Genomic DNA, 25,220 nt, shown 5'->3' on the forward strand with positions numbered 1-25,220 from the left:
GGCTCGCCTTGCGGGTAATGGTTTCATGGAAGGAGGATTCACGCTTATGTACAGAGTCGTATTGATTCGCCATGGACAGAGTATGTGGAACGTGGAGAACCGTTTTACCGGTTGGACGGATGTGGATCTGACGACCGATGGATACGGAGAAGCGCGTAAAGCGGGAAAAATCCTGAAGGAACAGGGTTTTGATTTTGACTACGCTTATGCTTCGGTACTTAAACGCTCCATTCGAACACTGGATATTGCACTTGATGAGATGGACCGAATGTGGATTCCGATCACGAAGACGTGGAAGCTGAACGAACGTCATTATGGTGCACTGCAAGGACTGAACAAACAGCAGACTGCGCTGAAGTACGGTGAGGAGCAGGTGAAGGAGTGGAGACGCTCCGTTAGCGTATCTCCCCCGGCCCTGGACGAAACAGATGAGCGTTATGTTCAGGATCAAGACAAGTATGAGCGGCTGGGCTGCACCATCCCGCGTACCGAGAATTTGATGGATACATCGAAGCGGGTCCTGGAGTATTGGAATGCAGAGATCAAACCGGTTGTGTCAGCAGGCAAAAGGGTACTGATCTCCGCGCACGGCAATACGCTCCGTTCACTTGTCATGCATCTGGACCAAATGTCAGAAGCAGACGTAATGGCGCTTAATATCCCGACAGGCATTCCGTTGATCTATGAACTGGATGAAGATCTGCATCCGATCGGGCATTTCTACTTGACTGCCGATGGCTCCACATACAAACATGAGGAAATGACTCACGTCGCACCACCGTCCGATTGATCGGATAATAGTGATCGGAAGATCGTTCTGACCGCGAAGGTTTATACTCGTAACGATTAGTTCAACGTACACAGTATGTTAAGAGATGGCTCCTGAATTCCCATTCTCAGGGGCCATCTTTTTACGCTTTAATAGGCCGTTTTCTAATTTTAGCGTTTAGCGTTCCATCTGACGTTTCGTTTTTCTCCTACAGGGTAATCTCAAGCAAGACACGATGTACATTAATCCTGAAGGAGGAACAACATATGTCTAAAAAAAGTGGAATTATTGTAACAGCTATTGGAGCAGGCGTGACTTACTTGATGAGGAACAAACAAGCAAGGGATAAGCTGTTCAGTACGGTATCAGGACTGATGAAAAATTCAAGTTCATCTTCAAAACCGTCTTATGGAAGCAAAAAAGGTTCACGAGTGATTTAAAATAGATGTTGATATAGGAGTCAATTAGCATGAGAAGCCCGGAGCTGGTATAGTCCCGGGTTTTTGTGTGCGCGCATATGTCATATGCGATTTTTGCCAGCAAGAATGATACAATGGAAACTTGCAGAACGTATGGAAGGGGATGTACAACATATGAAGAAAAATCGTCTGGGTTCATCCGAACTCATGGTTGGTGAAATTGGGTTAGGCTGCATGTCACTTGGAACTGAAGTGAAATCTGCTGTAGCCTTGATTCATGAAGCATTGGATCGTGGCGTTAATCTTCTGGATACCGCTGACCTGTATGATGCAGGATTAAACGAAGAAATCGTGGGCCAGGCCATCCAGGGACGCCGGGATCAGGTCATTGTGGCAACCAAGGTTGGTAATCGTCGCATACCGGGAAAAGAAGGCTGGTCATGGGACCCGTCCAAAGTCTATATCAAACAAGCTGTACGAGACAGCCTGAAACGGCTGCAGACGGATTATATTGATCTGTATCAGCTGCATGGCGGCACTCTGGATGATCCAATCGAAGAGACAATTGAAGCTTTTGAGGAACTGAAGCAGGAAGGTCTTATCCGGTATTACGGTATATCCTCCATCCGGCCGAATGTGATTCGTGAATATGTACAAAGGGCTTCCATTGTCAGTGTAATGAATCAATACAGTGTTGCAGATCGCAGGGCCGAAGAGGAAGTATTGCCTTTATTGGAGCAAAAGGGTATTAGTGTTATTGCTCGTGGACCTGTGGCAAGTGGAGTTCTCGCTGATTCTGGTGCTGCCAAGGCAGATAAGGGTTATCTGGATTATTCACCTGAGGAGTTGCACATCATACGCGAAGGCTTGGGCCGTTTGGTTACGAACAATCGCAGCATGGCTCAAACGGCCATTCGTTATGCTTTGGCGCATCCGGCTGTTGCCGCTGTTGTGCCAGGTGCAAGTTCGAGAGAGCAGTTGTTGCATAATATTGCTGCTTCGGAATCCGCATCCCTTACGGCTGCGGAGATTAACGAAATACGGGATCTCAGCCCGGCCAATCTGTACAAGCAGCACCGTTAAACGTTAGCAGCCTATTTTCAATTGTAACTATACGAGGTACAATGAAGGTCAACCATAAAGAAGTGAATAAGGGAGAGAAGAACATATGGAAAGAATTCAAAGTGAACAACAATATCGCGATACAATCAATTCTGACGGCCTGACCGTCATTAAATTTGATACAACCTGGTGTCCGGATTGCAAAAACCTGGATCGCTTTATCGGGGACGTTATCGACCAGCATGCGGATAAAACCTTCTATGCCCTGGATGCAGAAGAGTTCCTGCCGTTTGCTGAAGAGAACGGTGTACGCGGCATTCCAAGCCTGCTCGTATTCCAGAACGGTAAGAAAATTGCACATCTGCACAGCAAATGGGCAAAAACGCCTGCACAAATCTCGGAGTACCTGCAAACTTTGGAGTCCAAGGTATAACCGGAATCAGTTTGTATGAATCGCATTCGTTATACGAAACAAACGCCTCCTATCGGTGATAGGTGGCGTTTTTGCTATTGGGGCAAGGAGAATGCGCTGTTCACAAATGAAATCGAATTGTTGAGAGTTTGTTAAGTACGCCCTCGTATAATGTTCAGGATAAACTAAATATTGGGGTGACAGAGACGGATATGAGCAATACGATTCTTAAAGAAATGCACCAATTAAGCCATGAGGATGAACTGAGATACCTTTTATTGATGAGAGGTGTGAAGCAACTGTTGGAAGAAAGAAAGCGTAATAGAAATCATCTTATCAAAAGAATTAGGCATTTAAAGAAATTAAACAAAATTCAGGCAAGAAAGTGGTCCTGATTTAGTCTAGTACATAAAAATGGCGACCCGTTTCGGAAAGGAACAGGTCGCCATTGGTTTTTTGGTTACATGACTTGAAGATAGGGTTACATCATTAAAATGATAAAGAATACGGCTGCCAGCACGAAGCGATACACTGCAAAGACGGTCAGACTCAGTTTTTTCAAAATGGACAAGAACGTCTTAATTGCAAGCATGGCTACGATAAATGCGGCAATGAATCCAATCGCGAAAATGGGGAAATCGCTGGTATTCAGATGATCGATACTTTTGTATAGATCATATCCAGTGGCTCCAATCATAATCGGCACAGATACCAGGAATGTAAATTCCGCTGCTGCAACCCGGCTTACCCCTGCGAACAGTCCACCGGAGATCGTCGAACCGGAACGGGAGAAGCCTGGCCATAATGCGAGAATCTGAAAAAGACCCACTACAAATGCCTGTTTATACGTAATATCGTCTACATCATGGGTTGTAATGCGCTCGCTGCGGTGGCTCCAACGTTCAGCGACAATCATCAGAATACCACCAATGACAAGACTGTACAGCACCGTTTGTGCTCCAAACAGATGCGCCTTAATCCAGTCCCGGAATACAAGTCCAATGACCACGGCTGGAACCATCGCCAAAAAGATATGTATGAGGTTCAGACGGGAGGTGTAGCTCCTTTTGCCTCCGGTGAAGCGGAACATATCAATGAATTTGTTCCAGTACAGCACAACGACAGCAAGTACAGCTCCGAGTTGCACAACCACCTCAAACGTTTTGACTGACTCGTTGTCCTCCGATAATCCCAGCAAGTGGGCAGTCAGAATCATGTGTCCGGTCGAGGACACGGGCAAAAACTCAGTCAAACCTTCGATGATGCCCATAATAATCGATGATATAAAGTCCAATTCTCTTCCTCCTTGAAATGCAGATGATAGCATACAGGCTGTCCTGCGTGACAATGCCCGCTCATTAGAACAAGGCTATCATCTATTATGATCACAAATGCGCTCAACTTCAACTTATGCTTGTAATGAATTGTTTAAAACTATATTGACAAAAACCTAGTTATCCAATAGGATATACATTAACTGACTGACTGATCAATCGGGAGGATGGGCAAATGTCTAAAAACAATCATTTGGAACCCGGAGAAGAACGCCGGGACCAAATTATACGCATAGCGATGGAGCGTTTTGCCACTCAGGGCTACCATCAGACGAAAATTTCCGATATCGTCCGGGAAGCCGGCGTCGCGCAAGGCACTTTTTACTGGCACTTCAAAAGTAAGGAAGCCATTGCCTCGGAGATTGTGGTAACCGGCAGAGAGGAGCTGCTTGAAGCTATCGGGCAAGGCTACCGCAAGGATGCCGGATCGGTTGAGGATATGGTGAGAGCTTCGGAACGGCTGTTTACCGATTTATTCTCCTTTGCAGCGGACAATCGTTATTTTATGGAGTTGCTGCTTAAAGGCATCGTGTCAGAGGATTCGGTACGCCGTCTGGTCGAAGAGACACGGGGTGCGGTTGAGCAGGCGTTTCGCCACAACATGCAACGGGCTATTGAACTGGGAATGCTTCCGGATTCCATGAATGTACCGCTCCGTGCTGCGCTGCTGGTTAGCATGATTGAAGGCATGATTACGCGCTGGCTGTTTGGCTCGGAGGAGCTGCACAGCGAGTTCTCGTCAATGACAGCAACAACGCTGGCTGCGGAGGCGGCAAGCTTTGAGTTTTACGGACTGCTCGGCACATAAAGATGTGCTGGCCCCACAGTTCTATTTTTCAACAACTGGATTAAATATTCACATGATTAAGCCAGCAGCAGGGAATAATGGGTACAACTGCGGTAGAGGAAGACAGGAAACAGAAGTTTCAACAAGACATGACTACATGGATGAGAGGAAGTTAATGACATGAACAAAACATATGGAATGAAATCTCGCAAAGGCTGGACTTTAACGGCTCTGCTGCTAATGACCGTGCTGGTACTCAGCGCTTGTGGCAGTAAAGCTACGGACAATGGAAGCAGCAATGGAGCACAGGCGAACAATGAACTGGAACAGATCAAGTCTGCTGGTACTATGAAAGTCGGAATGATGGGGACCTATCCTCCATACAACTTCCTGAATGACAAGAAAGAAATGGATGGCTTCGATGCCGATATCGCTCGTGAGGTTGCCAAACGCCTTGGGGTTAAGGTTGAATTTGTATCCCAGGAGTTCTCCGGCCTGACACCAAGTCTGCAATCCAAAAAGCTGGATGCCATCGTCAGCCAGATGACGATTACCGATGATCGCAAAAAAGTATTGGATTTCAGTGATCCCTATATTACGAACGACGTGAAAATCATTGTGAAAAAAGATAACAATGACATTACCAAGCTGGAAGATTTCAAAGGAAAAACGATCGGTGTAGGTCTGGGTACGAATGATGAAACGTACTTGCGTAACGAAGTACTGCCTAAAGTCGGCGATTTCACCATCAAGACCTATGACGATGTCATCACATCATTGAAAGATCTGGACGCTGGACGGATCGATGCAACGATCAACAACCTATACGCGCTGAAACCGATTGTAGATGCCAACGGCTTCAACATCAAAGCCGTAGGTGAACCGATTAAGAGTGACCAGGCAGGTATTGCTGTGCGCAAAGACAACCCGGAACTTGTAGCAGCACTGAATGAGGCATTGAAAGGCATGAAGGATGACGGTACGTACAATACCATCTTCAAAAAATGGTTCGGTGAAGAGCCTGCGCAATAATGAACCGGCAGGGCGAAGGGAAGTTTGATCCATGGAACTGGTATTTGAAAATATCCCCTTCTTTCTGAAGGGGGCTTACTATACGCTGTATGTAACTGTGATCTCCATGTTTTTTGCCTTTATCATCGGAGTGCTCGTCGCGATCGCGCGTCTGAAAGGACCGATGTGGCTTAGAATGATCGCAAGGTTTTATGTATCCATCATGCGGGGGACCCCGCTGCTGGTGCAATTATTCGTTATTTATTATGGGCTGGTCGATTATGGCGTAACCTTGGGCTCGCTCACCGCAGCCTGTCTCGGGCTTAGTCTGAATGCTGGTGCATTTCTGTCCGAAACGTTCCGTGGAGCGATCCAGGCAGTACCAAAAGGGCAGACGGAAGCTGCATACGCAACGGGAATGACACCGGCTCAAGCGATGAGACGGATTATCTTCCCCCAAGCGGTGCGAATTGCGATTCCTCCGATGGGCAACACGTTTATCGGGATGCTGAAAGAAACATCACTTGTGGCAGCCCTCGGGGTTACGGAATTGCTTCGCTCGGCACAGCTGCTGGTCGCGCAATATTACGTTAATATGCCGTTTTATCTGGCGATTGGCGTGATCTACTGGATTATGAGTATCGGATTCTCGGCCATTCTGGAACAAGTGGAGCGCCGGCTGGCCCGGGCTTACTGATAGGAGGGGAGAACCGGTGATTACAACAACAGGACTGACGAAGCATTTTGGGAAAAATGAAGTTCTTACAAATATAGATCTGCATGTCGATGAGAAAGATATTGTTGTTCTACTGGGACCCAGTGGATCAGGCAAAAGTACGCTGCTGCGCTGTCTGAACGGTCTGGAAGAGCTCTCTGGCGGCAAGATTGAAGTGAATGGTGTTGTGGTAGACAGTGCCGACTCGCAGCGAATCCAGCGGGCACGGGTACTGGAAATTCGTCGGCAGACCGGTATGGTATTCCAGCAGTTCAATCTGTATCCGCACAAGACGGTGCTCGGCAATGTGATGGAAGGGCTCGTGACTGTGAAAAAAATCAAGCGGGATGAAGCGGCCGAACGCGGCCGGATTCTGCTGGATCGAGTCGGCCTATCGGACAAGCAGGATGCATATCCATCTCGTTTGTCCGGTGGACAGCAGCAGCGCGTAGCGATTGCGCGCGCACTTGCGATGGAGCCTGAAGTGATGCTGTTTGACGAGCCTACCTCAGCCCTTGATCCCGAACTGGTGGGAGAGGTACTTTCTGTTATGAAGGAGCTGGCACAGGAAGGTATGACGATGCTGGTCGTTACGCATGAATTGAAGTTTGCCCGGAATGTGGCGAACAAAATTGTCTTTATGGCGGATGGATCGATTGTGGAAGAAGCAAGTCCACAGGCCTTTTTTGAACACCCGACTCAAGAGCGGACACGTCGTTTCTTGCAGCAAATTACTGAATTCTAAGAAAGAAGGATAAACATCATGAATGTAACAACGGTATGGAAAGGCAAACGCGCATTTACTTCCGAAGGACCTTCTGGCTATGCGGTTGGCATGGATGCCACAGCAGCCTATGGTGGTGACAGCAAGGGTGCTACACCCATGGAATTGTTACTGGCAGGTCTCGGAGGTTGTATGGGGATCGATATCACGATGATTCTGGACGCTTTCCTGGACAAAATTACTGGCATCGAGATTGAAGCACAAGGTACACGCAGTGAAGGTATGCCAAAAGGTTTTACTTCCATTGACCTGATCTTCAAGGTGGACGGCGATATCCCCGATTACCGGATCTGGAAAGCCATTCAAATGGCTGAAGAGAAGTACTGCGCAGTTTCCGCTTCGCTAAGCGCAGATATTCATCCCAAACTGATTCTGAACGGGGTAGACACACCACGTCCATAACGGCACATGGGTAAATGATATATTGAAGAGGCACTTCCAATTAGGGAGTGCCTTTTTTGGCTGTTCTAACATTTCAACCATTAGGAGGTAAGGTCAAGCTGGTTGTTGAGCAAGGTCCCAGATGCCCATGATTTCCGTGATAGCCTGATCAAGCGTTGCATAAGGAACGCCGTCCCGGGCTTGTGTAGAAATACCCTGCATAAAGGTATCAAATACAGTGGTCAGCATCGAGACATTCGTGGAGGCGGGCAGATGCCCGATTTCCACAGCACGCTGGATGCAAGCCTGCAGGCGGTTGCGAGTAAGCTTTCTTTTTTCGGCGGTAATGTCACGGATATGATTGTTTTTGGAAGAACATGTGCTGGCTGACAGCACAATTAAACAACCCGATGGATGCGTGCTGTCTGTTTGCATTTTGGCAGTACTTCTTAGAGTTGTTTCAATCGCTTCTCTTGGAGACAGCGTAAGATCCGAGAAGCTTTCCGTAACGCGTCCAAACGAACCCATATATCGTTCTACCGCTTCTTTATAAAGAGCTTCTTTGGATTCAAAGGCTGCATAGAAGCTGGCTGCTGAAATATCCCCCATAACCGCTCGAAGTTGAAGCAATGAGGTGGCTTCGAATCCTTGTTCCCAAAAGAGCATCATTGCCTGCAACAGGGCTTCATCCCGATCAAAAATGCGTGGACGTCCCGTTCTTGCCATAAGAGATTCCCCCTCGTTTTTCTTAATTATATACTAATCGATCCAAAAGTCGTTGACAAGGTGGGAGAGGGTGGATAATATAAGGAATGATCGATCCATAATTCGGTTATTCATTATATATTATCTAAAAAGGAGCTGCAACGATGTCCGATAAATCTTCTCAACGATTCCCATGGTTGGGGCTGCTGGCCTTGGCTATGGCTGGTTTTATAGCTATTATGACTGAAACTCTTCCCGCGGGGTTGCTGCCGCAAATCAAGGAAGGACTGCAGGTCTCTGAGGCAGGGGCAGGGCAGCTTGTTACATTTTATGCAGTAGGTTCTCTGATTGCTGCCATACCTGTGGCTGTGCTGACAAGGGGCTGGCGACGCCGTCCGCTTTTACTTCTGGCGATTATCGGTTTTCTGGTCTTCAATACCATTACAGCGCTCTCTTCAAACTATGTACTTACACTTGTCGCTCGGTTTTTTGCCGGTGTTGCAGCCGGTGTCTCCTGGGGCCTCATTGGTAGTTATGCACTACGGATGGTGCCTGATCATCTCAAGGGCAGGGGCATGGCTGTTGCGATGATCGGTACACCGATTGCCTTATCATTCGGTGTTCCTGCAGGTACGCTGCTGGGTTCCTTTATGGGCTGGCGTTCGGTATTCTGGCTGATGTCGCTGCTGGCGTTTGTACTGATTTTCTGGGTGCTCTGGAAAGTTTCTGATTACCCGGGGCAGTCCGCTGATCAGCGGATTTCTTCGATAAAAGTGCTGCTCACCCCTGGCGTAATCCCCATTCTGGCTGTCGTTCTGGCCTGGATGCTGGCTCATAATATTTTGTACACCTATATCGCCCCTTTCCTCGCCAATGTCGGTCTGGAATCAAAGGTTGGACTTATGTTACTCGTGTTTGGCCTGATGGCATTGGTGGGCATCTGGATTACAGGTATTTTTATTGATCGGTGGTTGCGAATGTTGGTTCTCATCAGTCTTGCGGGCTTTGCCTTGATCTCTCTGGTATTGGGTCTTTGGAGCGAGCATGTTGCCGTTGTCTTTGGTTCTGTTGCACTGTGGGGGCTGACCTTTGGTGGTGCGGCTACACTGTTGCAGACCGCCCTTGCCCAAGCTGCGGGGGGGCAGGGTGTGGATATCGTTATGCCGATTAATACGACCGTGTGGAATCTCGCTATTGCCATTGGTGGATTGGCGGGAGGTGTGCTTCTGAATCAATGGGGAGCATCGTCCTTTACCTGGGCCATCCTGCTCCTATCACTTGTAGCTCTGATTGTTGCGCTGCGTGCCAAAGGACATGGTTTCCGCTCAGCACGCAGTCGTTAAGCCATCTTTTTTTTTTTCTTGTCAGCAAGTAAAATCTATCTATTTATCTCCTCTCGTCGTTCTCAGGTTCAAGCCTCAGTGCGGCACCAAACCACTGGGATGCGATGGTGAAACAGATCCAGGCACACAGCTCGCTGAGCTGTGCATCAGAAAAATGTTCCCGTAGAACAGGGAAGACGGCAGAGTCCACATTGCCGCCCGTCTGCAAAAATAATTCCGCAAGTCCGGTCGCCATACTAATGGCGGCCTCTTCCGGTTTGGGGTCAGGCTGTCCCTTGGCCCGGCAATACATGCATCCGTTTCGCTGAGCAAGGGTGCGTCTGACTTCTTCTTTCAGCCGAGCTGATAAAAGGCTGTCACCAGCAAGCGCATCGCCTAAAGCATTCCAGTGCTGCATCAGGGAAGGCTGATGGCCGAGCAGACGTTGGAATGGGGTTTTCCCATGAGTTGAAAATGAAATGATGGGCATCGTGGTTTACTCCTTCTGAGGGATATGGAATCTGATACAACCAATTCTATCTAAATCATCCGCTTGACCTCCACTGCAAATGAATTAAATTGTATGCTAATCTAAAACATATGCGCTGAAAAAAGGAGTCTGGGAAGACAAATGAATCTGGATCGAACGGATTATCATATTTTGAGACTGTTACACGACGATGCCCGTCTGTCCATGCGTGAATTGGCCCGGCAGGTAAACCTCTCGCCGTCATCGGTCAGTGAAAGAGTACGCAAGCTGGAAGATACGGGAATAATACGTGGATACCGGGCAGACATTGCTCGCTCCAAGCTGGGCTGTGGGGTTCGATGTATGATCGAGGTGACTTTGCGAAATGGGGAGCATGAACGTTTTGCTAATTATATCCGTCAATTGCCTTGGGCGGAATTTGCTTATCGTGTAGCAGGCAAGGCCTGTTTTATGGTGATGCTGTCAGCACCGGGGATGTCTGAAATCGAATCTTGTATTACCGAGTTGACCCCGTATGCAATGACAGTAACTCATGTTGTTTTTTCACAGGTAGATCTGCCAATGCTTATTTTAGATCCCAATGATCAGCCAGAGATATAGAGCATTTCAGTCCCTTGTCCACTGTTCATATCTGCCCTCTTTTTCCGCGCCCTCTTGCAGGGCTTTTGCTGTTATGTGGTATGATGAATTGGAAGGGCAGGCGTAATATGTACTGACCTTTATATGTAAGCGCTTATAAGCGGGCGGAAGGTGCAGATATGTTTAGAAGGCTCATACGAACATCCAACAATCTTAAATTAAAGCATAAATTGCTCATATCCTATGTACTTGTCGTCATGATTCCGGTACTGATTATTGGACTTGCTGTAACCGGATACTTTCGGAAGCAGGCGCTGGACAATGCCATTGGACAGACGATCAACAACGTGGATAAAGTCAAAAGCCAGACCGCCACACTGCTGCGTGTACCCACAGATATTTCCAACATTCTGATGTTCAACAATGAACTGAAGGAAATTGTGAACAAGCGTTATCAAAGCGTTGTGGAGCTTACCTCAGCTTACCTCGCATACAAAGATTTTCAGGAATATAAGCGTCTGTATCGTGAGGTTGCGGGCATCCGGTTTTACTCGACCAATCCAACGCTGATCAACAATCTGGAGTTCATTCCGGTGGATAAGCAGACCAAGGAGAGCTACTGGTACCAGAAAGCGCTGCAAACGACGAGCATCGGTTGGTTCTACATTCCTGACAAGGGAGATAATCCGGTGCACAAGCTTAGTCTGGTTCGCAAAGTGCCTTTTGCCGAATATCGGACTGAGGGTGTACTGATGATTGAAATCAATCAGGATGAGCTGAATGGATTGTTACGTCAGGAACCGTTCGAGACGTTGATTACGGACGAACAGGGTTATGTGGTTGCTGCCAAGAATACCGAACTTGTGGGCAAGACGCTGAACGAGCTTGATTTTGGTGTAGATCTGCAAAACCAGGCCAAAGGTACACTTGAAGCTGATTTTCAGGGTGAGCCATCCAACATTATCATTGATGAGATCAGTCCTGGATCGAGCATGAATAGGCTGAAAATCATATCCGTTTTTGCCACCAAAAATATCGTCAAGGACGCCAATACCATCAGCATGATCGGTATGCTTTTTATTACGCTTGTGCTGGTCATTGCATTGTTGCTTGTATATATCATTTCATTTCTCACGTCGAACCGATTGTTACGCCTTAGCAAACACCTGAATAAGCTCGCACTGGGTGATCTGAATGTCACCTCCCGCATTGACGGGAATGATGAGATCGGGCAACTGTCGAGGCAGTTCAATTACATGGTGAAGAGCATTAATGAACTGATGACCCAGGTCGTGGAGGCAACGGAACAGAACAATCAATTGGAAATCGCGCAGAAAGAGATTAAACTGAAAATGATGGCCAGCCAGATCAATCCTCATTTTTTGTTTAATGCGCTGGAGTCGATCCGCATGAAAGCCCATATCAAAGGTGAGGCGGAGATTGCCAATATCGTCAGGCTGCTGGGCAAACTGATGCGCAAGAGCCTTGAGATTGGCAGCGGCAAAACGACGTTCAGAGCCGAACTGGAGATGGTACGTTCTTATCTGGAAATCCAGAAATTCCGTTACGGCGACCGACTTGCTTTCCAGATCCATATCGATCCGGAGGTGGAGAAGATGTACATCCCTCCTTTGATCATTCAGCCTCTGGTTGAGAATGCGATTGTGCATGGTTTGGAAAATAAAGAGGGCACAGTCCGTGTGAATATAAATATTCATTTGGTGAAGGATGTTGTCCAGGTGTGTGTGGATGACGATGGGGCAGGCATTACGCCGGAGCGTCTGGCTGAAGTGATGCAGTTCATCTGTGGACCGGAAGAACAGGAGAAGAGCCGGATTGGCATGCGTAACGTACATCAACGTTTAACGTTGACTTACGGCGAGCCATACGGATTACAGATTAAGAGTGTGTATGGGGAAGGAACAGAGGTTTCTTTCACCTTGCCAGCAGGAGGAGACCAGCATGTATAAAGTGTTATTGGTAGATGATGAACCGAGCATACGTGAAGGACTGACAACAATCATTGATTGGGAAAAATACGGCTTTCAGGTGTTTGGTACAGCTGCGAGCGGGCGAGAGGCCATCACCCGCTTCGAAGAACTGGAACCGGACCTGACAATCATCGATATTCGCATGCCCGGCATGACCGGACTGGATGTCATTGAGGAAGTGCGGCAGCACCATCCGGGTTCGCACTTTCTAATTCTGAGCGGGTACGCCGATTTTGATTATGCCAAGAAAGCTATTAGCTTTGGCGTGGATGGGTATCTGCTCAAGCCGGTGGATGAAGAGGAGATTATCAGTGAGCTAGAGCGGATCTCTGTGATGCTGACACGGGAACGGGAGACACTGGCCCGTCATGCTGGTGAGGATACAGCCTACCGGGAGCACCAGATTGAAGCGTTGCTTTTGGATAGCCTGGAAGGTACGGAAACAATGGAAGCAAATGCGCTAGGATTGAATTGGTCGCAGTATCAGGTTGTGCTGCTGGAGATGCATGCCGAACCTGATTTACAGCGTGGCAGTGTGGTGAAACGCAGACTGGCGGAAGCTTTTGACCAGAAAGATCGGGGCATTGTGTTTTCGTTCCATTCCGGACTTGGACTGTTATGTAAAGACCCTATTCTGACTGTACAATCTGCGCAGCGTTTATATGATGAGTTGGAAGGGCTGCTGGGAGAATGGAATATTCATATGTACGCGGCAGCAGGTCAACCTGTAAACTCCACCGCAGACATCGCCCAATCCTATAACCAGGCCAACGGTGTACTGGGCGGACGTTTCCTGTTTGCGGAACAACGTGTGATGTTATGGAACGAAGGCGAAAAGAGCAAAAGTGCTTCAGAACCTGTTATTGCGATAGGGGAAGAAAGTGGTGAACCGGATGAAGCAGAACTGGCGGACAAGCTGTATTATGCGCTCGATATTCGGAGCAGCGAGTCCGTGATGCGTGTGTTGACCGAGATGGAGGAACGCCTGATTCTTCATCATCAGACAGAACAGGCGATTAAAACGGCGTTCTCCCAAGTGTTTTCATTGGCGATTAACAAACTTGCGGCAGCCAATCAGCATATGCAATCCATTATGCAGGAGCATTCCGTTCTCATTACTGAGGTTTACCATCAATTAACGTTGATGGATCTCAAAGTGATGGCCGCTGAACACCTGAACCGGCTTATTCAACGCATGGGTGGAGGCAGCAAAGATACGGTACTGAAACAGATGATTGAATTTATCCGTCGTAATCCGGGTGAAAATCTCAAGCTGGAGGTACTCGCTGAGGTATTTAACTACAATAGCAGTTATCTGGGCAAGCTGTTCAAAAACCATACCGGGGAATATTTCAATGCATTTCTCGATAAGGTACGAATGGAGAAGGCGAAGGAACTGCTCGATGAAGGCTTAAAGGTACATCAGGTTGCCGCAAGAGTAGGGTATGCCAACGTGGATTACTTCCACGGCAAATTCAAAAAGTATGTAGGGGAATCACCTTCCGCTTACAAACATGCGAGAGAGCTTGCCAGATCACAGTCCAAGGATTCTTCAGGAGAGCCCGAACGGGAGTAGCCCATAGTTCAGATGGGTTACTTGATCGTGTGGCATTCCTCCTGTTTTAACATTATTATAAAACGTTTTCGGACTTGTCGTTTATTTAAAGGACCCTTGAGGTCCTTTTTTTAATTTTAGATGAAGTAAACGGTTTCTATAAAACGTTTTCGAAAATTACCATTTTCAAATTAAATTCCCTTTTAATTTCATTAATTAATAATAGACAGCGTCATTATCACTAATTTTATAGATATAATATCGGATTTTATAAGGGTATATCTAATTTTTATATGATTTTCTCTAAAATCCAGATGGTATTTTGAAAACGCTCTATCAGGTATGATTATTTTATAAATCAGAGGAGGGGGAACGGAGATGGAAACGCTAACAGAAAAATCCGCTTCCGCGAAAAAAAGCAGTGGCCCCAATCCGTCAACACAAAAACGGCGGAACAGAGTTTGGGACAGTATGAAACAGCAAAAGTATCTCTATCTCATGTCATTGCCATTCGTAGCTTGGGTTTTTGTATTTAACTATCTGCCACTATGGGGATGGACGATGGCTTTCCAAAACTATAAACCGGCCAGATCGTTCGGCGATCAACAGTGGGTTGGTTTTAAACACTTTGCAGAGCTGTTCAGCGATGATCGCTTCTATCTGGTACTTCGAAATACGCTCGCAATGAGCTTGATGGGACTGGTTGTCGGTTTTATCGTGCCGATTTTCTTTGCGATTCTCTTGAATGAGATGAGAGGCATGTTCTTTAAGCGCGCCGTGCAAACGGTATCATATCTGCCTCACTTTGTATCCTGGGTCGTAGTGGCAGGGATTATTACCAAGATGCTCTCCACCGATGGCGGGATTATCAATGATCTTTTGGTAAACCTAAACATTATCGATCAGCCGATCCAGTTCATGGCGAAGGGGAACTTGTTCTGGTACATTGTAACCGCTTCAGATATGTGGAAGGAAACCGGTTGGAATGCCATCATCTATTTGGCGGCCATTACCGGTATTGACCAGGAGCTTTACGAAGCATCCCGTGTAGACGGAGCAAACCGCTGGAGACAGATGTGGCACATTACACTGCCAGGCATACGGACCACGATTTCCGTACTTTTCATCATGTCGATCGGGCATCTGATCAGTATCGGTTTTGAGAAGCAATTTTTGCTGCAAAACAGTCTGGTGCTAGATTACTCTGAAGTCCTTGATCTATACGCGCTCAATTATGGTTTAAATATGGGACGATTCTCGTATGGTACAGCCATAGGCATATTCAACTCCGTTGTCAGTATTATCCTTCTGTTTACAGCGAACGGATTGTTCAAAAAATTCACCAAAGAAAGCATCATGTAGGGAGGGGACGACATTATGGCGAACAAAGCATTCAATGCTACTCGGGGCGATAAGCTGTTCGATATATTCAACATCCTCGCGATGACCCTGGTGCTGATTGTAACACTGTATCCATTCCTGAACGTACTGGCTATCTCACTCAATAACTCGACAGATACCGTACGTGGTGGGATTTACTTGTGGCCTCGTGATTTCACATTGCAGAACTACAAAACGATTTTCCAATATGATGGATTGCTGCAAGGTTTGCAGGTATCCATTCTACGTACCATTGTAGGTACTGTGCTCGGTTTGATCAGTTCCTCAATGATCGCATTTACACTGAGTCGTCCGGACTTCAAGTTGAGAAAGTTTGTTTCCACTACACTTGCACTCACGATGTATTTTTCCGGTGGTCTGATTCCGGTGTACATCCTGATGCGTGACCTGAACCTGATCGGGACATTCTGGGTATATGTATTGCCAGGTATGATCAGTGCGTTTAACGTGTTTATCATTCGTTCCTTCATTGACGGCTTGCCGTATGCCTTGCAGGAATCTGCGAAGCTGGATGGTGCGAATGACTTTAAGATCTATTACAAAATCATTTTGCCACTCTGTAAACCGGTACTTGCAACCATCGCGTTGTTCCTGGCAGTAGGCCAGTGGAATGCCTGGTTCGATACGTATCTGTATAATGGTTCGAAGGCTCATCTGACAACGCTCCAGTATGAGCTGATGAAAGTACTGCAAAGTACACAACAAGGCTCAGGTGCCGGACGTAACGCCAATGACATGGCACAGCAAATGACACAGATTTCACCGGAATCCATCAAAATGGCGATCACGATCGTTGTTACGGTTCCAATCCTGATTGTGTATCCATTCCTGCAAAAGTATTTTGTAGGAGGTATGACACTGGGTGCAGTAAAAGCTTAAGCTAGTTTATACAGGCCGCCACATAGATAGAGCGGCCGTATAATAAAAGAAGCATCAGGATGCCCGAAGCGCAGCCATTTGGCCTGCGCTTCACCGTATAGGGCTGCGGAGTGGCATTCATGAAGCTATAGACAGGGACAAAAAGTCCCGAATAGACAGACATATGAAACGGGAGGATTACCATTATGGCAAGAAACAAAATGAAGATTGCACTGGCTCCAGTGCTTGCGATGTCTTTGCTCGCAGGTTGCGGTGGAGGAAACAGCGGCGATACGTCGTTCAAGGACACAAGCGGTGATACATCTCCGATTACTTTTGACTTTTTTAGTGTAGATCCAAGTCCGAACTGGAACGGTATGAAGGATGAAGTGGGTAAAGTCCTTACAGAGAAAACAGGAGTAACCCTTAACGGTGAATTTGCCGTCAGTGGTGGTCAGGATAAAGTATCTTTGATGGCAGCAAGCGGAGAGTATCCGGATATCGTGTCACCCAAAGGAGAGCTGAGCAAGCTCGTGGATGCTGGGGCAATGGTCGATCTGACTGATCTGATCGAGCAATATGCTCCCAATCTGAAGAAGCTGTATGGTAATTACATGGACCGGCTGAAATATAGCAACGAAGATCAAGGGATTTATGTACTGCCTACGTATTATGCGGTAGACCAGAAGTATTTTGATGCAGGCGGCGGATTTGGGATTCAGCAGCGTGTATTGAAAGAGCTTGGATACCCTGAAGTGCGTACGCTCCAGGATTACGAAAATGTATTGAAGGCATATAAGGAGAAACATCCAACGATTGACGGACAGCCAACAATTCCGTTATCCCTGGACGCAGATGACTGGAGAATCATGATTACCGTAACGAATCCGGCCTTCTTCGCAACAGGCGCTCCGGATGATGGCGAGTACTATATTGATCCTGAGACCTATGAGGCAAGTCTGCATTACAAACGTCCGGAAGAGAAAGAGTATTTCCGTTGGTTGAACCACATGTATGCGGAAGGACTGCTTGATCAGGATAGCTTCGTACAGAAAACGGATCAATACAAATCCAAAATCGCAAGTGGACGTGTACTGGGGGTCATTGACCAGGATTGGGGTTATTCCGATGCCGAGAATGCATTGAAAGCAGCGGGCAAAGATGAAGCGACCTATTCACACTTCCCGGTAACTCTGTCTAAAGATATCAAGGATCATTCCTTCCAGGACCCTGGTTTTGTATCTGGATGGGGTGTAGGGATTACAACATCGAATCCGGACCCGGTTCGTACCATTAAATTCTTTGATTACCTGGCTTCGGATGAAGGTCAAGTGCTGATGAACTGGGGTATTGAAGGCAAGCAGTACGAAGTGAAAGATGGCAAACGTGTGATTCCTGCTGATGTGCTGGACCAAAAAACGAATAATGCTGCCGTATTCCAGAAAGAAACAGGTATTGGCCTCTATACCAATATGTCTGGTCACTATGGAGATGGTGTTAAAGATTCTACGGATAACTATTACACAACGAATTTCCCTGAACAGATTGTAGCGGCCTATTCCGATGCGGAGAAAGAGACACTCAAAGCATACGGCGCAACAACATGGAAAGATCTGTTCCCAAGTGAAGATGAGTTCCCGGTTAAACCATGGGGAGCAGCGTACAATATGCCGACTCCAGGTGACTCGAATTACAATGTTATTTTCCAAAAAACACAGGATATTATCCGTAAACGGATTCCAGAAGCGATCCTCAGTTCCCCTGAAAAATTTGATTCCATTTATGATGGGATGATTGCCGAGCTGAACAAAGCCGGAGCAGAGGACATGGAAAAACAATACACTGAGCTGGTGCAAAGCCGTGTTCAATTGTGGAGCGGTGAAGAGAGCAAGTAATACGTTTCAGCAGACTATTTTTTCAAAAAAAAGGGCCCGGGAAACTGGGTTCTTTTTTATACCTAAAACGTTTTCCGAAAAACGTTTTCAATTTTGTGAATTCACTATTGACAAGGACTTTTAGAGGGATTATTATTCAAATATGAAAGCACTTTCATTACTGGTTTATCAAGGTATGTACACGAATCTATCCAGTCATAAGGAGTACAGATCTATTGCTCGAAATCTGAGAAGAGAGAGTGTTTTTCACTTCATTTAGAAAACGCTTTTTATGTTATAAAATCAAACGTTTTACAATGAGCCACCCGATCACGGTATGTGCAGGTAAGCCTGTTCTACAATAGATAGCTTCATTTTATCCATAAGGGGGATTACACATGAAGGGCAAAACACCAAAAACATTCGCAATGCTTCTGTTAGCCAGCGCTCTTGCCATTACAGCAGGATGCAGCGGTAGCGGAGGAGGAAATACGGCTTCAGACACTCCAAAGGACACAGGGGATACGACCAGTCCAATCACCTTTACGTTCTTTGGTGCTGACGCAAGTCCAAACTGGAACAACATGAAGGACGCAGTCGGCCAAGAAATTACGAAACAGACAGGTGTTACAATTGAAGCCGAGTATGATGTGAATAATGGTGGCGACCAAAAGATACCTTTGATGGCTGCCAGCGGTGAATACCCTGATATTATCTATCCTAAAGGTAACTTGTCTAAGCTTGTGGATGCAGATGCGATGCTTGACCTGACAGATCTGATTGACAAATACGCACCAAACCTGAAAAAGATCTATGGGGACCAAATGAACCGTCTGAAATATAGTTTGGAAGATCAGTCCATTTACACGATCCCAACGAACATGGGTGTAGATAATGTTGCGTTTGATGCTACAGGCGGATTCGAGATTCAGCAAAAGGTATTGAAAGAACTCGGCTACCCAGAAGTGAAAACACTTGAGGATTACGAGAAAGTTCTGAAAGAATATTATGCTAAACATCCAACCATTGACGGACAGCCAACCATTCCGCTGACGCTGAATGCGGATGACTGGAAGATTATGATTACGGTAACGAATCCAGCCTTCCAGGCAACAGGTGGACCGGATGACGGTGAATATTACATTAACCCTGAAACGTATGAAGCTGTGCTGCACTACAAACGTCCAGAGGAGAAAGAATATTTCCGCTGGTTGAACAAAATGTACAATGAAGGCATTCTGGACAAAGATACTTTTGTGCAGAAGGACGATCAATACAAATCCAAAATCGCAAGCGGTCGGGTACTGGGGCTGATTGACCAGGAATGGAACTATGGTGAAGCTGAGAATGCTTTGAAATCAGTTAACAATGGCGAGAATACGTACGCTCACTTCTCTGTATCCCTCAACAAGGATATTGTGGATCATACGTTCCAACCAACGGGCTTCGATGGATATGGCATCGGAATTTCGAAAACGGCAAAAGACCCTGTACGTATTATCAAATTCATGGATTGGCTCGCTTCGGATGAAGGTCAGGTGCTGAGAAACTGGGGGATTGAAGGCCAACACTACAACGTTGAAAATGGCAAACGTGTCATCCCTGCTGATGTGCAGGACCGCAAAGTCAATGATAACTCGGCGTTTACCAAAGAAACTGGTATCGGAATGTACAACATTTTCAGCGCTAGATATGGCGATGGTGTCAAAGATTCCACAGGTAATTACTACACAACGAACTTCCCTGAGCAGATCCAAGCAGGATATACTGCGGCAGAGAAGGAGACATTGAAAGCCTATGGCATTACAACGTGGAAAGATTTCTATCCTTCTGAAGACGACTTGAAGCTGAAAGATTGGGGCGCAGCATATAACATGCCTGTACCTTCGGATACGGATTATAACGTAACGTTCCAGAAAACGCAGGACATTATCCGTAAACGTATTCCTGAAGCCGTCCTTGCCAAACCTGAGAAATTCGACCAAGTGTATGATGGTCTCCTGGCTGAGCTTGATAAAGCAGGTGCTGTAGAGATGGAGAAACAATATACCGTTTGGATCAAAGAACGCGTAGCTCTGTGGACAGGTAAAGACGTGAAATAATAGTGAAAACAAGACATAATATATGATCATTTTCATAGCAAAAAAGGTCCCTCGAAAGGGGTCTTTTTTGTTGTTGACGAAAGGGATAGGATAGCATATAATCGTTAATGTAAGCACTTTCAGTAAGCGTTTTAAATTATTTACGAAAACGTTTTACGTATTCTGAAGAGAGTTTTAAGAGTTTAGGTTTTGAGAAAAAAAAGAGTACAAAATTAAATTTTTAGTAAGCGCATACAGAAATGTGTCTTACGAGCGGTATCCTCAGGCTTAAAGCCTGTTATACAGATAAAACCTTCATAAATAATAGGGGGACTAGACAATGAGAGGCAAAATGAAAGGCAATACACCCAAGACGTTTGCAATGTTGATGCTCGCAAGTGCAATGCTGGTTACAGCTGGCTGCGGAAATTCGGGAAGCAAAGAAACCTCCGAGTCGACTGGAACCGAACCGGTTACCATTACATTCTTTGGTGCGGACGCCAGTCCAACCTGGAACAAAATGCAGGATGCAGTCGGTAAAGAGATTACCAAGCAAACAGGCGTTACAATTGAGGCTGAGTATGATGTGAACAATGGTGGCGATCAAAAAATTGCGCTTATGGCTGCTAGTGGTGAGTACCCTGATATTGTTTTTCCAAAAGGTAACTTGTCTAAACTTGTGGATGCAGGCGCGATGCTTGACCTGACCGATCTGATTGAGGAGCATGCTCCAAACCTGAAAAAAATATATGGGGACCAGATGAACCGGCTGAAATACAGTTCGGAGGATCAGGCCATTTATACAATCCCAACAAATATGGGTGTTGATAATGTTGCGTTTGACGCAACAGGAGGATTTGAAATTCAGCAAAAAGTACTGAAAGAGCTCGGATACCCTGAAGTGAAAACACTTGAGGATTACGAGAATGTATTAAAAGAATATGTGAAAAAACACCCAACAATTGATGGACAGCCGACTATTCCATTGACGCTGAATGCAGATGATTGGAAGATTATGATTACGGTAACGAACCCGGCATTCCAGGCAACAGGAGCACCGGATGATGGAGAATATTACATCGATCCTGAGACTTATGAAGCCACGCTCCATTACAAACGTCCAGAGGAAAAAGAATATTTCCGCTGGTTGAATCATATGTACAATGAAGGACTGCTGGACAAAGATACATTTGTGCAGAAGGATGACCAATATAAATCCAAAATTGCAAGTGGCCGTGTACTCGGTCTGATTGACCAAGAGTGGAACTACCAAGAAGCTGAAAATGCACTCAAATCAGCAGGCAAAGATGACAGCACATATGCTCACTTCTCTGTATCTTTGAACAAGGACATTGTGGACCATACATTCCAACCAACTGGATTTGACGGATATGGTATCGGAATCACAACTTCTGCCAAAGATCCGGTTCGCATTATCAAATTCATGGACTGGCTCGCTTCGGACGAAGGTCAAGTGTTAAGAAACTGGGGTATTGAAGGCCAACACTACAATGTAGAAGATGGTCAACGGGTGATTCCTCAAGATATCCAGGATCGTAAAACCAATGACAACTCCAACTTCACCAAAGAAACAGGAATCGGGATGTATAGCGTGTTTAGTGCTAGATACGGTGATGGTGTGAAAGATTCCACGGATAACTATTACACAACGAACTTCCCTGAGCAGATCCAGGCTGGTTATACGGCGGCAGAGAAAGAAACGTTGAAAGCATATGGCATTACAACATGGAAAGACTTCTATCCTTCAGAGGATGATCTGAAGCTGAAAGACTGGGGCGCAGCATACAACATGCCAGTACCTTCGGGTACAGATTATGAGGTAACGTTCCGAAAAACACAGGATATCGTGCGCAAACGTATTCCTGAAGCAGTTCTGACTTCAGCTGCGAACTTTGATAAAGTATACGATGATTTCCTCGCTGAGTTGGACAAAGCCGGCGCAGTTGAGATGGAGAAACAGTACACGGTTTGGGTTAAGGATCGTGTTTCCCTGTGGACAGGTAAGGACGTAAAATAACTTAGTTTTAATTGAATAGGTGGATATTCAAAAAAAGGCCCTGAGCAAGGGTCTTTTTTTGCTGACGATGTGATGTTTAACATTGACGCAAATTTCGAAATCAAATATAATTTTCTTACTGTAAGCACTTTCAGATAAACGACGATTTAGCCTTGTGGGTAAGCGAGTTAGGAACAAGTAAAACAGTATTTATAGTGATTTTTTAGTTATATCGAAAACGTTTTAGTAATGATTGAAAATAGCTGATTCAGGAACAGGAGTTATCTATGTCCCCATTTAATGAGAGCACAAAAGAAAACCGTCTGTGGTATCGTCAGCCCGCTACTCGCTGGGAAGAGGCATTGCCTATCGGCAATGGTCGCCTTGGCGGTATGGTGTACGGCGGAGCAGCGGATGAACAAATCCAGCTAAATGAAGATACGTTGTGGTCTGGATTTCCACGTGACACCATCCAGTACAGTAGTCAGCGATACCTGAAGCAGACCCGCGAACTGATCATGTCCGGGCAATACAGCGAAGCTGAACAATTGCTGAATCGCGAAATGCTGGGACGTGATGTGGAAGCTTACCAGCCGATGGGTCACTTTAAGTTGCAGCACACTGAACTGGATGGGATTCCGTACGATGAATTTGAGCGGGAGCTTAATCTCCACACCGGGATTACAACGACGAAGTATTCATATAAAGGGATTCGTTATGTACGTGAGGTGTATGCCAGTGCACCGGATGATCTCATGGTCTGTACCATCACTGCTGATCGTGAGGGATCTGTAAACGTAAGCGTTACGTTGGACAGTCCACATCCTTATAACGTTCAGGCTTCGGGCGATGCACTTACCTTGTTCAGTCGTTGTCCAAGTCATGTTGAATCGAATTATTTCAGGGATCATCCGGAGTCCGTCATTTACGAAGAAGATCGGGGAACGGCTTATGCTATGCGACTGGCCACAACTGTGACAGGTAAGAATGCCGAAGTATCGGATATGAACGGGAAGCTTCATATTCAGGGAGCAGACCAGGTTATTTTTTATTTGACAGCAGCGACTGCCTTTGAAGGCTATGATGTGACTCCTGTTAAAGATGGTGTGCTTCTGGATCAGGAGTGCAGCGAGGTAATCACTAAAGCGATGGCCCATGGCATGAAGGCTCTTCGAGAGCGGCATGTGATGGATCATGAGGCTTTATTTTCAAGAGTATCTATTCATCTCGGCGTGTCTACCAATGAAGCTTTGCCTACCGATGAACGGCTGCAAGCTTACCAGGCTGGAGCCGATGATCCCGGCCTAGAGGCACTCTATTTTCAGTATGGCAGATATCTGTTAATGGGTAGTTCGCGTGAAGGAAGCCAACCTGCCAATCTGCAGGGAATCTGGAACCATCAGGTGGAGCCGCCCTGGCACAGTGATTACACGATTAACATCAATACCGAGATGAATTACTGGCCGGCAGAAGTATGCAACCTGAGTGAATGCCATGAGCCGCTGTTTGGTTTGTTGGAGGATCTAAGCGATACCGGGAGAAGGACGGCACGCATTTTGTACGGAGCGCGCGGCTGGGCAGCCCATCATAATGTGGATATATGGCGGACATCCACGCCTACAGGCGGAGACGCAAGTTGGGCGTTCTGGCCAATGGGCGGTGTGTGGCTGACTTCACATTTATGGGAGCATTATCTGTTTACCCGTGATCAGCAATTCCTCGCGGAACGTGCGTATCCAATCATGAAGGAAGCGGCACTCTTCTGTCTGGACTGGCTGGTAGAGGGACCGGACGGATATTTGGTTACGGCTCCATCAACCTCTCCAGAGAACAAGTTCCTCACTGAGGAAGGAGAGGCTCGTAGTATCTCCATGGCTTCGACGATGGATATGACATTGATTCGTGAGTTGTTCGATCGATGTATTGAGGCGACCAAACAGCTGAATGTGGATCAGCAGCTGGCAAATGAGTGGGGCGAAGCGCGCAGCAGGCTCTATCCATTCAAGATCGGAAGCGAGGGGCAGCTGCAGGAATGGTTTAAGGATTTTGCCGAATCCGAACCGGGGCATCGTCACGTCTCCCATCTGTATGGTCTGTATCCGGGGGAGCAGATCAATCGATTGGATACGCCGGAACTTGTGGAAGCAGCACGAGTGTCACTTGAACGTCGCATCACACAAGGTGGCGGGCATACAGGTTGGAGCTGTGCTTGGCTGATCAATCTGTATGCGAGGCTGCTGGATAGCAAGCTGGCACACCAGTTTGTCCGTACGTTGCTGGCTCGATCCACACATCCCAATCTGTTCGATGATCATCCGCCGTTCCAGATCGATGGCAATTTTGGTGGCACTGCCGGTATTGCCGAGATGCTATTACAAAGCCATTTGGGTGAATTACATCTGCTGCCAGCGCTGCCTGAGCACTGGGCCAGTGGCAGTGTAAAGGGACTTCGGGCACGAGGGGCATATACAGTGGCAATCGATTGGACAGACGGTAGACTCACACACGCCGAAATAAAGGCTGATCACGCCGGTTCAATAACCATTCGGAGTGCATGCCCACTGCGTGTGGAAGGAAAAGATCAGGTCAAGGCGCAGCTTACACTTCAGGGTGATTATGTAGTTATTTTAACCATGACCGCAGGACAGATGATCCGCGTGTCATCATGAGACG

22 protein-coding genes are annotated in these 25,220 nt (G+C 46.6%); 19 read left to right on the forward strand and 3 right to left on the reverse strand.

Annotated elements, in window-relative coordinates; all coding sequences use genetic code 11:
• Positions 1–46: 46 nt before the first annotated feature.
• From gpmA to BMY78_RS28805, 4 genes are all read left to right on the forward strand, one after another.
• Positions 47–790, forward strand: a complete 744-nt coding sequence (gene gpmA, locus BMY78_RS28795) for a 2,3-diphosphoglycerate-dependent phosphoglycerate mutase (protein WP_090904662.1) — start codon at positions 47–49, stop codon at positions 788–790.
• 245 nt (positions 791–1,035) lie between these two features.
• A complete protein-coding gene (locus tag BMY78_RS33010; protein ID WP_167434840.1) occupies positions 1,036–1,209 on the forward strand; it encodes a hypothetical protein in 174 nt (57 codons plus the stop codon).
• A gap of 153 nt (positions 1,210–1,362) precedes the next feature.
• On the forward strand, positions 1,363–2,271 hold the full coding sequence (locus BMY78_RS28800; protein ID WP_090904663.1) for an aldo/keto reductase: 909 nt from the start codon (positions 1,363–1,365) through the stop codon (positions 2,269–2,271).
• Between the two features lie 85 nt (positions 2,272–2,356).
• Positions 2,357–2,683 carry a thioredoxin family protein gene (locus tag BMY78_RS28805; RefSeq protein WP_024631432.1) on the forward strand — a complete coding sequence of 109 codons (327 nt, stop codon included), beginning with the start codon at positions 2,357–2,359 and terminating at the stop codon, positions 2,681–2,683.
• 460 nt (positions 2,684–3,143) lie between these two features.
• On the opposite strand, the gene BMY78_RS28815 is transcribed toward BMY78_RS28805, so the two are convergent.
• The gene (locus BMY78_RS28815) at positions 3,144–3,932 is read right to left on the reverse strand and encodes an undecaprenyl-diphosphate phosphatase (protein ID WP_064641143.1); all 789 of its coding nucleotides are present in this window, start codon (positions 3,930–3,932) and stop codon (positions 3,144–3,146) included.
• 239 nt (positions 3,933–4,171) lie between these two features.
• Here BMY78_RS28815 and BMY78_RS28820 point away from each other — a divergent pair, with 239 nt between their 5' ends.
• The 5 genes from BMY78_RS28820 (at position 4,172) to BMY78_RS28840 (ending at position 7,695) form a co-directional block, all read left to right on the forward strand.
• A complete protein-coding gene (locus tag BMY78_RS28820; RefSeq protein ID WP_090904665.1) occupies positions 4,172–4,804 on the forward strand; it encodes a TetR/AcrR family transcriptional regulator in 633 nt (210 codons plus the stop codon).
• A 177-nt stretch (positions 4,805–4,981) separates the two neighbouring features.
• A complete protein-coding gene (locus tag BMY78_RS28825) occupies positions 4,982–5,815 on the forward strand; it encodes a substrate-binding periplasmic protein (protein ID WP_090904757.1) in 834 nt (277 codons plus the stop codon).
• A 31-nt stretch (positions 5,816–5,846) separates the two neighbouring features.
• Entirely contained in the window at positions 5,847–6,491 is a 645-nt protein-coding gene (locus BMY78_RS28830; RefSeq protein WP_090904666.1) for an amino acid ABC transporter permease, read from the forward strand.
• Between the two features lie 16 nt (positions 6,492–6,507).
• Positions 6,508–7,254, forward strand: coding sequence for an amino acid ABC transporter ATP-binding protein (locus BMY78_RS28835; protein WP_090904667.1), 747 nt, complete (start codon positions 6,508–6,510; stop codon positions 7,252–7,254).
• Between the two features lie 18 nt (positions 7,255–7,272).
• Complete coding sequence (locus BMY78_RS28840; protein WP_024631426.1) at positions 7,273–7,695, forward strand: OsmC family protein; 423 nt, start codon at positions 7,273–7,275, stop codon at positions 7,693–7,695.
• Between the two features lie 93 nt (positions 7,696–7,788).
• On the opposite strand, the gene BMY78_RS28845 is transcribed toward BMY78_RS28840, so the two are convergent.
• Positions 7,789–8,400, reverse strand: coding sequence for a TetR/AcrR family transcriptional regulator (locus BMY78_RS28845; RefSeq protein ID WP_090904668.1), 612 nt, complete (start codon positions 8,398–8,400; stop codon positions 7,789–7,791).
• 143 nt (positions 8,401–8,543) lie between these two features.
• Here BMY78_RS28845 and BMY78_RS28850 point away from each other — a divergent pair, with 143 nt between their 5' ends.
• Entirely contained in the window at positions 8,544–9,722 is a 1,179-nt protein-coding gene (locus BMY78_RS28850) for an MFS transporter (RefSeq protein ID WP_090904669.1), read from the forward strand.
• A 43-nt stretch (positions 9,723–9,765) separates the two neighbouring features.
• Here the strand turns inward: BMY78_RS28850 and BMY78_RS28855 are convergent, their stop codons facing one another.
• On the reverse strand, positions 9,766–10,191 hold the full coding sequence (locus BMY78_RS28855) for a carboxymuconolactone decarboxylase family protein (RefSeq protein ID WP_090904670.1): 426 nt from the start codon (positions 10,189–10,191) through the stop codon (positions 9,766–9,768).
• 141 nt (positions 10,192–10,332) lie between these two features.
• Here BMY78_RS28855 and BMY78_RS28860 point away from each other — a divergent pair, with 141 nt between their 5' ends.
• The 9 genes from BMY78_RS28860 to BMY78_RS28900 all read left to right on the forward strand — a co-directional run bounded on the left by BMY78_RS28860 (position 10,333) and on the right by BMY78_RS28900 (position 25,216).
• Positions 10,333–10,791 (forward strand): Lrp/AsnC family transcriptional regulator, encoded by a 459-nt coding sequence (locus tag BMY78_RS28860; RefSeq protein ID WP_090904671.1) that lies wholly within the window; start codon positions 10,333–10,335, stop codon positions 10,789–10,791.
• A gap of 158 nt (positions 10,792–10,949) precedes the next feature.
• Entirely contained in the window at positions 10,950–12,740 is a 1,791-nt protein-coding gene (locus BMY78_RS28865; RefSeq protein ID WP_090904672.1) for a sensor histidine kinase, read from the forward strand.
• Positions 12,733–14,337 (forward strand): response regulator transcription factor, encoded by a 1,605-nt coding sequence (locus BMY78_RS28870; protein WP_177185908.1) that lies wholly within the window; start codon positions 12,733–12,735, stop codon positions 14,335–14,337. The genes BMY78_RS28865 and BMY78_RS28870 overlap by 8 nt, the downstream gene beginning before the upstream one ends.
• A 357-nt stretch (positions 14,338–14,694) precedes the next feature.
• Positions 14,695–15,678, forward strand: a complete 984-nt coding sequence (locus BMY78_RS28875; RefSeq protein WP_090904674.1) for an ABC transporter permease — start codon at positions 14,695–14,697, stop codon at positions 15,676–15,678.
• Between the two features lie 15 nt (positions 15,679–15,693).
• Complete coding sequence (locus BMY78_RS28880; protein ID WP_090904675.1) at positions 15,694–16,596, forward strand: carbohydrate ABC transporter permease; 903 nt, start codon at positions 15,694–15,696, stop codon at positions 16,594–16,596.
• Positions 16,597–16,781: 185 nt separating this feature from the next.
• The gene (locus BMY78_RS28885) at positions 16,782–18,470 is read left to right on the forward strand and encodes an ABC transporter substrate-binding protein (RefSeq protein ID WP_090904676.1); all 1,689 of its coding nucleotides are present in this window, start codon (positions 16,782–16,784) and stop codon (positions 18,468–18,470) included.
• A gap of 377 nt (positions 18,471–18,847) precedes the next feature.
• On the forward strand, positions 18,848–20,551 hold the full coding sequence (locus tag BMY78_RS28890; protein ID WP_090904677.1) for an ABC transporter substrate-binding protein: 1,704 nt from the start codon (positions 18,848–18,850) through the stop codon (positions 20,549–20,551).
• Positions 20,552–20,870: 319 nt separating this feature from the next.
• On the forward strand, positions 20,871–22,568 hold the full coding sequence (locus tag BMY78_RS28895; RefSeq protein ID WP_371129203.1) for an ABC transporter substrate-binding protein: 1,698 nt from the start codon (positions 20,871–20,873) through the stop codon (positions 22,566–22,568).
• Positions 22,569–22,834: 266 nt separating this feature from the next.
• Positions 22,835–25,216 (forward strand): glycoside hydrolase family 95 protein, encoded by a 2,382-nt coding sequence (locus BMY78_RS28900; RefSeq protein ID WP_090904678.1) that lies wholly within the window; start codon positions 22,835–22,837, stop codon positions 25,214–25,216.
• The last annotated feature ends 4 nt before the right edge of the window (positions 25,217–25,220 follow it).

The sequence above is a fragment of the Paenibacillus sp. OK076 genome (assembly GCF_900110055.1).
Lineage (GTDB): Bacteria > Bacillota > Bacilli > Paenibacillales > Paenibacillaceae > Paenibacillus.

What these genes read in the sequence shown, in the direction of transcription:
- gpmA (WP_090904662.1), top strand. Translation starts at nt 47, where the DNA reads ATGTACAGAGTCGTATTGATTCGCCATGGACAGAGTATGTGGAACGTG.
- BMY78_RS33010 (WP_167434840.1), top strand. Translation starts at nt 1,036, where the DNA reads ATGTCTAAAAAAAGTGGAATTATTGTAACAGCTATTGGAGCAGGCGTG.
- BMY78_RS28800 (WP_090904663.1), top strand. Translation starts at nt 1,363, where the DNA reads ATGAAGAAAAATCGTCTGGGTTCATCCGAACTCATGGTTGGTGAAATT.
- BMY78_RS28805 (WP_024631432.1), top strand. Translation starts at nt 2,357, where the DNA reads ATGGAAAGAATTCAAAGTGAACAACAATATCGCGATACAATCAATTCT.
- BMY78_RS28815 (WP_064641143.1), bottom strand. Translation starts at nt 3,932, where the DNA reads ATGGGCATCATCGAAGGTTTGACTGAGTTTTTGCCCGTGTCCTCGACC.
- BMY78_RS28820 (WP_090904665.1), top strand. Translation starts at nt 4,172, where the DNA reads ATGTCTAAAAACAATCATTTGGAACCCGGAGAAGAACGCCGGGACCAA.
- BMY78_RS28825 (WP_090904757.1), top strand. Translation starts at nt 4,982, where the DNA reads ATGAAATCTCGCAAAGGCTGGACTTTAACGGCTCTGCTGCTAATGACC.
- BMY78_RS28830 (WP_090904666.1), top strand. Translation starts at nt 5,847, where the DNA reads ATGGAACTGGTATTTGAAAATATCCCCTTCTTTCTGAAGGGGGCTTAC.
- BMY78_RS28840 (WP_024631426.1), top strand. Translation starts at nt 7,273, where the DNA reads ATGAATGTAACAACGGTATGGAAAGGCAAACGCGCATTTACTTCCGAA.
- BMY78_RS28845 (WP_090904668.1), bottom strand. Translation starts at nt 8,400, where the DNA reads ATGGCAAGAACGGGACGTCCACGCATTTTTGATCGGGATGAAGCCCTG.
- BMY78_RS28850 (WP_090904669.1), top strand. Translation starts at nt 8,544, where the DNA reads ATGTCCGATAAATCTTCTCAACGATTCCCATGGTTGGGGCTGCTGGCC.
- BMY78_RS28855 (WP_090904670.1), bottom strand. Translation starts at nt 10,191, where the DNA reads ATGCCCATCATTTCATTTTCAACTCATGGGAAAACCCCATTCCAACGT.
- BMY78_RS28860 (WP_090904671.1), top strand. Translation starts at nt 10,333, where the DNA reads ATGAATCTGGATCGAACGGATTATCATATTTTGAGACTGTTACACGAC.
- BMY78_RS28865 (WP_090904672.1), top strand. Translation starts at nt 10,950, where the DNA reads ATGTTTAGAAGGCTCATACGAACATCCAACAATCTTAAATTAAAGCAT.
- BMY78_RS28870 (WP_177185908.1), top strand. Translation starts at nt 12,733, where the DNA reads ATGTATAAAGTGTTATTGGTAGATGATGAACCGAGCATACGTGAAGGA.
- BMY78_RS28875 (WP_090904674.1), top strand. Translation starts at nt 14,695, where the DNA reads ATGGAAACGCTAACAGAAAAATCCGCTTCCGCGAAAAAAAGCAGTGGC.
- BMY78_RS28880 (WP_090904675.1), top strand. Translation starts at nt 15,694, where the DNA reads ATGGCGAACAAAGCATTCAATGCTACTCGGGGCGATAAGCTGTTCGAT.
- BMY78_RS28885 (WP_090904676.1), top strand. Translation starts at nt 16,782, where the DNA reads ATGGCAAGAAACAAAATGAAGATTGCACTGGCTCCAGTGCTTGCGATG.
- BMY78_RS28890 (WP_090904677.1), top strand. Translation starts at nt 18,848, where the DNA reads ATGAAGGGCAAAACACCAAAAACATTCGCAATGCTTCTGTTAGCCAGC.
- BMY78_RS28895 (WP_371129203.1), top strand. Translation starts at nt 20,871, where the DNA reads ATGAGAGGCAAAATGAAAGGCAATACACCCAAGACGTTTGCAATGTTG.
- BMY78_RS28900 (WP_090904678.1), top strand. Translation starts at nt 22,835, where the DNA reads ATGTCCCCATTTAATGAGAGCACAAAAGAAAACCGTCTGTGGTATCGT.